The 8,074-nt window shown below is 37.0% G+C and carries 7 protein-coding genes and 1 pseudogene; 1 reads left to right on the top strand and 7 read right to left on the bottom strand.

Going from position 1 to position 8,074, the window contains the following annotated elements; translation table 11 throughout:
- The 3 genes and pseudogenes from BAQ44_RS26925 to nuoA form a co-directional block, all read right to left on the bottom strand.
- Positions 1–359: pseudogene (locus BAQ44_RS26925) on the bottom strand (NADH-quinone oxidoreductase subunit C); the annotation flags it as partial.
- Positions 356–874: an NADH-quinone oxidoreductase subunit NuoB gene (gene nuoB, locus BAQ44_RS26930; protein WP_000236331.1), complete on the bottom strand. Its 519-nt coding sequence runs from the start codon at positions 872–874 to the stop codon at positions 356–358. The pseudogene BAQ44_RS26925 and the gene nuoB, both read right to left, overlap by 4 nt.
- Complete coding sequence (nuoA, locus tag BAQ44_RS26935) at positions 865–1,233, bottom strand: NADH-quinone oxidoreductase subunit NuoA (protein ID WP_000179273.1); 369 nt, start codon at positions 1,231–1,233, stop codon at positions 865–867. Before nuoA ends, nuoB begins: the two co-directional genes overlap by 10 nt.
- A gap of 290 nt (positions 1,234–1,523) precedes the next feature.
- On the opposite strand from nuoA, the gene BAQ44_RS26940 reads away from it, so the two are divergent.
- Positions 1,524–4,253, top strand: coding sequence for a putative bifunctional diguanylate cyclase/phosphodiesterase (locus tag BAQ44_RS26940; RefSeq protein ID WP_071724799.1), 2,730 nt, complete (start codon positions 1,524–1,526; stop codon positions 4,251–4,253).
- 70 nt (positions 4,254–4,323) lie between these two features.
- Here BAQ44_RS26940 and BAQ44_RS26945 read toward each other — a convergent pair whose 3' ends face one another.
- The 4 genes from BAQ44_RS26945 to atpD all read right to left on the bottom strand — a co-directional run bounded on the left by BAQ44_RS26945 (position 4,324) and on the right by atpD (position 7,777).
- Positions 4,324–4,977, bottom strand: a complete 654-nt coding sequence (locus tag BAQ44_RS26945; protein ID WP_061680017.1) for a DUF975 family protein — start codon at positions 4,975–4,977, stop codon at positions 4,324–4,326.
- A gap of 47 nt (positions 4,978–5,024) precedes the next feature.
- Entirely contained in the window at positions 5,025–5,816 is a 792-nt protein-coding gene (locus BAQ44_RS26950; RefSeq protein ID WP_071724801.1) for a DUF975 family protein, read from the bottom strand.
- Between the two features lie 129 nt (positions 5,817–5,945).
- On the bottom strand, positions 5,946–6,347 hold the full coding sequence (gene atpC / locus BAQ44_RS26955; RefSeq protein WP_060487972.1) for a F0F1 ATP synthase subunit epsilon: 402 nt from the start codon (positions 6,345–6,347) through the stop codon (positions 5,946–5,948).
- A gap of 20 nt (positions 6,348–6,367) precedes the next feature.
- Positions 6,368–7,777, bottom strand: a complete 1,410-nt coding sequence (gene atpD, locus BAQ44_RS26960; protein ID WP_001032603.1) for a F0F1 ATP synthase subunit beta — start codon at positions 7,775–7,777, stop codon at positions 6,368–6,370.
- Positions 7,778–8,074 lie beyond the last annotated feature (297 nt).

The raw sequence follows: 8,074 nt of genomic DNA on the forward strand, positions 1-8,074 counted from the left end.
ACTTCTTCGCTTCCTTCTCTTTTTTGCTTCGCTAATGCTGCTGCTTTTGCTTTTGCCGCGGCGGCTGCCTTCGCTTTCGCTTTGGCCTTTTCTTCTTCCGGTATTTCTTCTATTCCTTCTCTTTTTTGCTTCGCTAATGCCGCTGCCTTGGCTTTTGCGGCCGCGACGGCGCGGCGTTTTGCATCTTCCAAAGTCATTTCACTATCTTTTGGTAGCGCTTTCTCTTTTTCTCGATTTTCTTCCTCAAGTTGACTTATTTCTGCATCATGTTTCGCAACAAGACGCTTTCTCGCCTCTTCTTTCGCACGCCTAGCCGCTTCTCTTTTCAGATCCTCTAAGTCTTTGTTTGGATCACTCATTTATTCGTCACCTGCTTTCCCGTCTTTGCCTCGTAACGAATTTTTTCTTTCAATTTATTAATTCCATAAATTAAGGCAGCAGGATTAGGTGGACAACCAGGAATATACACATCAACTGGCACGATTTGATCTACACCTTTCACAACAGCGTATGAATTTACATATGGCCCACCTGCTGTCGCACAAGATCCCATTGCAATAACCCACTTTGGTTCAGGCATTTGATCGTATAAACGCCGAACAATAGGAGCCATCTTCTTCGTTACCGTTCCCGACACAATCATAACGTCTGATTGCCTTGGTGAAGTCCGAAAAAATGACCCAAATCGATCTAAATCATAATGTGATGAACCTACTCCCATCATTTCAATTGCACAGCATGCTAGTCCGAATGTCATCGGCCATAAAGAATTGCTCCGTGCCCATCCTTTCAATTGCTCCAACGTAGAAAAAAAGATATTTCGTTCTAATTCCGCACGTTCATTTGGATGTAATTCCTCAAAATTTATAACCATTGTAACACCTTCTTTTTCCAAGCATACGCTAATCCAACTAGCAACATTACAACAAAGATGAGCATTTCAATCAGTGCAAATAAACCGAGCTTGTCATATGCGACAGCCCATGGATATAAAAATAAAGTTTCTACATCAAAGATGACAAACAATAAAGCAAAAATATAATAACGAGCATGAAACCGAATATTCGCATCATGAAAAGGCTCAATCCCACTCTCATACGTCGTCGCTTTCGCTGCACTTGGTTTGTTTGGACGCAGCATCCTTCCTAATGTAAGAGCCACTACCGGCAGCAATATGCCTAATAGCAAGAAAATCAAAACGATCATATAACTATTTTCATATACACTTGCCATTGTGAAACCCTCCCCCCTGAATTAAGAACAAGTTCACTTAGTAAACAATATGTCCTAGTTGCAGTAATTATTATTTTTAAATTTTTCTAAATAATGCAACTATTTTAATCATTATAGCAAACTTCAAATTCCTATGTCGATATGTTGGAGACAGAAACGAGAATTATTAAAATCTGTTTTTATAACTCGCGCCATACCTGTGCAAAATAAATATAAAAATTATATATATTTTTCAAGAAACTATAAAAAATAAAAGAGGAATTTATATGTATATACCGTGGGTGAGATAAATGAAAAAACAAACACATGTAAGTATTCTTATAAGCATTATATTGTTGTCTATAGTGACTCATTACGTAGCAATGCCTTTTCTATACGAATACTCATTTCCTTTTCAAGTATTAATTGGGATGAGTTCGCTATTCATTGATATTATCGCTTGTAGCTATATACTTTATTTTTCAAACATGAAAGAAGGGTTACCTCGTTTATTTTGGACCGTATTATCTGTTGGAACCCTCTCTTATTTCATTGGTGATATCGTCGTTGCCTATCAACGTTTAATTTTAAAGGACTACTATACATTTGTTGATCCGTCCGATTTTTTTTACCTACTTTTTTTAATTAGCTTTGCATTTGCCTTTCTATATGAAATCATCTACAACCGCGATTTATTAGAAAAGCTTTTTATGATATGTGATATTTGTATTATTGTTACAGCACAATTCACTTTAAGTTACTACTTACTTATTGAACGCACCATTCACGTTTCTTCAACATCATATATCGACATATTCGTTCAACTTACCTATCCAATGGCCGATTTACTCTTTTTTCTCATAGGAATCAATCTGTTATTCAAGCCATTATCCTTATTATCCAAAAAAGTTGGTGCACTTCTTGGCAGTGCTTTAATTTTATATGCTACTACAGACGCGATTTATGCTTATATTAAATACTTCACACCCGAGTATTCTATGTTTACAGTTACCCCTCTCTATCAAGTAACTTTAGTACTAGTAGCAATCGCCTGTATTCTGCATACAAAAGAACCCGAAAAACAAGAACAAGTACTATTAACACCTAAAATTGGTGAGTCGATCAGATTGTCATTACCTTATATTTCTGTAGTCATGCTTATTGTTTTTATATTAGTTGAATACGTTTTTGCACCTATTGTAGTAATTGGGCTCATGATAACTTTCTCCTTCGTTCTCATACGCCATAGTTTAGTTCGAAAACAAAATAAAATATTATTACTAGCCCAAATGCAATTCAACTTAGAACTCGAAAAACAAATTGAACTACGTACAGAAGATTTAGTAGAACAAAAAAATGAACTATACCATAACCAACAAATGTTTAAATCTTTATACGAGCACCATCCAGATCCAATTTTCACATTAGACTTGTACGGTAATTTTCTTAATGTGAACAACGCTGGTACTACTTTACTCGGTTATCAAACGAATGAATTATTAAATCAACCTTACTATTCACTTATGTATGAAGAAGATTTGGAAGAAATCATTAATGCCTTTCATCGCGTAAAAAAGGGGAAATCTATTTCTTTAGAAATACGGGCATATCATAAAAATAGAGATATTTACTACTTGCATGTTACAGCTGTTCCTATCTTTTTAAAGAATCATATTTCTGGAGTTTATTTAATGATTAAAGATATTACGGAAAGCAAACAACAACAAGAACAAATTAATTTTCTAGCATATCATGATACGTTAACAGAGCTTGCAAATCGCCGTGCATTTCATCAATATGTAGAACAAGCAATTGCTCGATCCGAAATATCAAAAAGGCCTTTTGCTGTTATGTTTCTCGACCTAGACCGCTTTAAAGTTATTAATGACACCCTCGGTCATAGGGTAGGAGACCTTCTATTAATTGCAGTAGCAAAAAGGCTTGAAAGAATAGCAACACCAAATATGAAGCTCGCCCGATTAGCTGGGGATGAATTCACAATCCTTATTGAGAATTATAAAAAAAGACCCGATGTAAAAAAAATAGCTGATGCGATTGTAGCAGACATGAACGAACCATTCGAAATTGAAAATCAACATTTAAAAATCTCACCAAGCATCGGGATTGCAATATATCCTGAAGCAGGTGAAGATCCATTATCAATCTTGCAGCATGCCGATATGGCCATGTACGAAGCAAAAAACAAAGGGAAAAACGGTAGCTCTCTGTACACGAAAGAATTGTATAAAAAAATGGAACGAAAAGCTCGAATTGAAAAAGATTTACCACTCGCTTTAGTAAACGAAGAATTTTATCTCGTCTATCAACCACAAATTGATATTACGACGAAAAAAATTATTGGAGCTGAAGCATTAATACGCTGGAAACACCCACTCCTAGGTGATATTCCGCCATGTGAGTTCATTCCAATTGTAGAAGAGACACCACAAGTCGTGCCACTCGGTCATTGGGTATTAAAAGAATCTTGTCGTCAGTTAAAAATATGGCATACTTTCGGCTACAAAGATTTAAAAATAAGTGTGAACTTATCAGCAAAAGAGTTCCAGCAAGATAATTTAATCCAGAACATTTCACAAATCATAACAGACATTAAAGTCGATCCAAAGCATGTAACACTTGAGTTAACAGAACGAATTGCAATGATCGATGAAAAAGAAACATTATCAAGACTAAAACAATTAAAGGAATATGGTATTCAAACGTCCATTGATGACTTCGGTACCGGCTATTCTTCTCTCGCTTATTTATCCATTTTCCCTATCGATACATTAAAAGTACCTAGAGAATTTACACAACTAGCCGATCATCGGCCTGAGGAAAGAGCCATTGTTTCCACTATCCTTTCCCTTGCAAATACTTTAAATCTTTCCGTCGTCGCTGAAGGAATTGAAACAGAAAAACAACTTAAGTTTCTACAAAAAAACAACTGTAAATATATGCAAGGTTACTATTTCAGTAAACCACTTACTAGTCATCAATTCATAAAATTTCTACAAAAAACACCCAGTATGAACCAATAGCTCATACTGGGTGTTTTTATCATGCTATTTGCTGACAGTAAAACTAGTCATCAACATGAGATGCCCCACTTTATAGTGTCGGAATTGTTTTCTCGTAATATTCCTCTGCAATCTCTTCATAAAAAGCTGCTGACGTCGTATAAAAATATGGAATTAGCCATAGGAATCCAATTCCTAACGTAATACAACTTAATATAAACCAACCGATAAAGCTTAAACATAAAATGAAATACTCCATCTTATGTCCATCCATCATACGACGGCTTTCTGTAATAGCTTGATTTATAGAATACTCAGGGTGATCATTTATAATAAAGTACGTCATCGCATAAGAAAATGATTTAATAATGCCTGGAATAATAAATAGTAAAAACCATAAGAAAATATAAATGTTCACTACTATATATAATAAAAATGACTTGATAAACTTACTTCCTTCTGTAAACCATCTAAATATATGCCCAATACGCGCTTCTTTCTCACGAAGAATATGTAGTGCTAAATAATAACCACCTAGCGTTAATGGACCTACCATCAATATTGAAATAACGTCTACTGAAAGTGAGCTATTTACTTCTTTCCAATCCCAAACCTGAGAGAAAATAAAATTAATACTAAAACTAAAAGCTGAAATAAGAATCGAAATCAGTAATGTTGCACCGACAGCTAATCCCCATTTCCCTTCTAATGAATCTAGCGCTTCTCCTTTTAAATCACTAATCATAATCGTCCTCCTATACGTAATAACTCTATTAGTATAGCATGTTCCTACTACAATTCATCTTTTGAAAGATGGCGATAAAAATGCGCTGTCGTTGTACTTATATACGGGCTAAGCCAAAGAAAACCTATTCCAAGTGTAAGAATCGCTAAAATTGCCCAACCTATAAAACTCAGCCACAACAGAAACAGATCCAATTTGTGCCCCTTCATAAGATGCTTACTTTCTTTCATTGCCTGTGAAACACTATATTCTGGTTTTTCAACCATCACATAATACGTCATTGAATACGAAAAATACAGGATAGTCATTACAATACCCGAGATAGCTAATAAAATAAAGAAAACGATTATGAACGATGGGTTTGCACTCTCATCAAAAAAACCTAATGTCCCAAACACAATCATTCCTAACATTGGCACCCATGCACCTGTATATAACAAAATTGCAACCATAGCCCACATTGTTTTCATCATTCTTTTAAAACCACGGAACCCTTCAAACAAGTAATCCACTCTAGCATCTTCTCTTTTACTTATTTGTAGAAACACATTCGTATAACCGTATGTTGTAATACCATAAGCTGCATAACTTAAAATTATCATAAGACAATAAAAAACCCCAAACGTAATCACAGCTGCAATTCCCATCGCTTCTTCTCCAATTGAACCGATTGAGATAGAAGCTAAAAGAAATATTATAACTCCTGGAATTAATAATATAAGCATTACAGCCATTGAAACGACGTAACTTATGATATGATATAAAATCGTTGATCCAACACCTAGTCCCCAATTTCCCTTTAAAGAGTGCAACGCTTCTCGTTTCATTTCACCAATCATTTATTCATCTCCTTTATAAATTGTTGTACATTCTCTACTTATACAAGCATCAATATAATTATACCATTTTTGTAAAATTATCCATGAACTACAAAAAAATCCGTAAAGGCAAAGCCTTTACGGATTTTTTTATTTCATATCGGAAACGTTTAAACGGTTCACAGCACGTTGTAATGCCATTTCTGCACGTTTAAAGTCAACATGTGCTTGTTTATCTTGCATACGTTGCTCAGCGCGACGCTTCGCTTCATTTGCACGATGGATATCGATATGGTTTGCTTCTTCAGCAGATGATGATAATACAGTTACTTTATCTGGACGAACTTCGATAAAGCCACCGCTTACTGCTACATAATCAGTGTGTCCACCATGTTTCAGACGAACTGCACTAATTTTTAATGGTGCAACAGTTGGAATGTGGCCCGGTAAGATCCCCATTTCCCCACTCTCTGCTTTTACGCTTACCATTTCTACTTCTTTTTCGTAAACCGGTCCATCAGGAGTTACAATACTGACTGGAAATGTCTTCATAATTCGTCCCTCCTAAGGCCTTACGCCATCATTTTCTTCGCGTTTTCAATAACTTCTTCAATGCCACCAACAAGGCGGAATGCATCTTCTGGAAGGTCATCATATTTTCCTTCTAGAATTTCTTTAAATCCGCTAACTGTATTTTTTACAGGTACGTAAGAACCTTTTTGACCTGTAAACTGCTCAGCTACGTGGAAGTTTTGAGATAAGAAGAATTGAATACGACGAGCACGATGTACAACTAACTTATCTTCTTCAGATAACTCATCCATACCTAAGATAGCGATGATATCTTGAAGCTCTTTATAACGCTGTAAAGTTTGCTGTACTTGACGAGCTACTTCATAATGCTCTTCTCCTACGATTTCTGGAGAAAGCGCACGAGATGTAGATGCTAATGGATCTACGGCTGGGTAAATACCCATTTGTGTTAAACGACGCTCTAAGTTTGTTGTTGCATCTAAGTGAGCGAACGTTGTAGCTGGTGCTGGATCCGTATAGTCATCGGCTGGTACATATACCGCTTGGATAGACGTGATAGATCCTTTATTTGTAGATGTAATACGCTCTTGTAATTGACCCATTTCTGTTGCAAGTGTCGGTTGGTAACCTACCGCAGATGGCATACGACCAAGAAGGGCAGATACTTCAGAACCTGCTTGTGTGAAACGGAAGATATTATCGATGAACAGAAGTACGTCTTGTCCTTGCTCATCACGGAAATGTTCAGCCATTGTTAAACCTGTTAATGCAACACGTTGACGTGCTCCAGGTGGCTCGTTCATTTGTCCGAATACCATCGCAGTTTTCTTAATTACGCCAGAATCGCTCATTTCGTGGTATAAATCGTTACCCTCACGAGTACGCTCACCTACACCAGCGAATACAGAGATACCACCGTGCTCTTGTGCGATGTTGTTAATTAATTCCTGAATTAATACAGTTTTACCTACACCGGCACCACCGAATAGACCGATTTTACCACCCTTAATGTAAGGAGCAAGTAAGTCTACTACTTTAATACCAGTTTCAAGAATTTCTACTTTAGTAGATAACTCTTCGAATGCAGGTGCTTGACGGTGAATTGGATCACGACGTACATCGGCAGGAACCTCACCATCTAAATCAATTGCATCACCTAATACGTTAAATACGCGACCAAGTGTTGCATCACCAACTGGTACAGAGATTGCTTTACCAGTATCTTCTACTTCTGTACCACGAACAAGTCCGTCTGTGGAAGACATTGCAACTGTACGAACTGTATCATCACCTAAATGAAGTGCAACTTCAAATGTTAAGTTAATGCTTGTTCCGTTTTCGTTGCTTTGTTTTACCGTAAGGGCGTTGTAGATTTCTGGTAGCTTTCCGCCATCAAACTTAACGTCTACAACCGGACCCATGATTTGCGTAACGCGCCCTTTATTCATCGGGTTCCCTCCTAGCTTTCTTTTAATTAGCCAACTTGCTACGAGCAGTTAGCTTTTCATTTTTTATTGGTTTATAGCTTACGCGGCTCTTTTGAAAGAGCCGCCTACGCTTTTTATTGAATCTAGCTCCGGTGGCTAGAAGGGTCGGTCATTTCACCCCTTCCTACGAGGCAAAGAACGCCTCTTTGTCAGGAGTTCCAATGCCCTCCCCTTCTGAGCAAGCCACCTACGCTTTTTATTGAATCTAGTTCCAGCGGCTAGAACAGTCGGTCATTTCGCGCCTTCCTGTTCTGGACG

It is taken from the genome of Bacillus mobilis, assembly GCF_001884045.1.
In the GTDB taxonomy this organism is placed as follows: domain Bacteria; phylum Bacillota; class Bacilli; order Bacillales; family Bacillaceae_G; genus Bacillus_A; species Bacillus_A mobilis.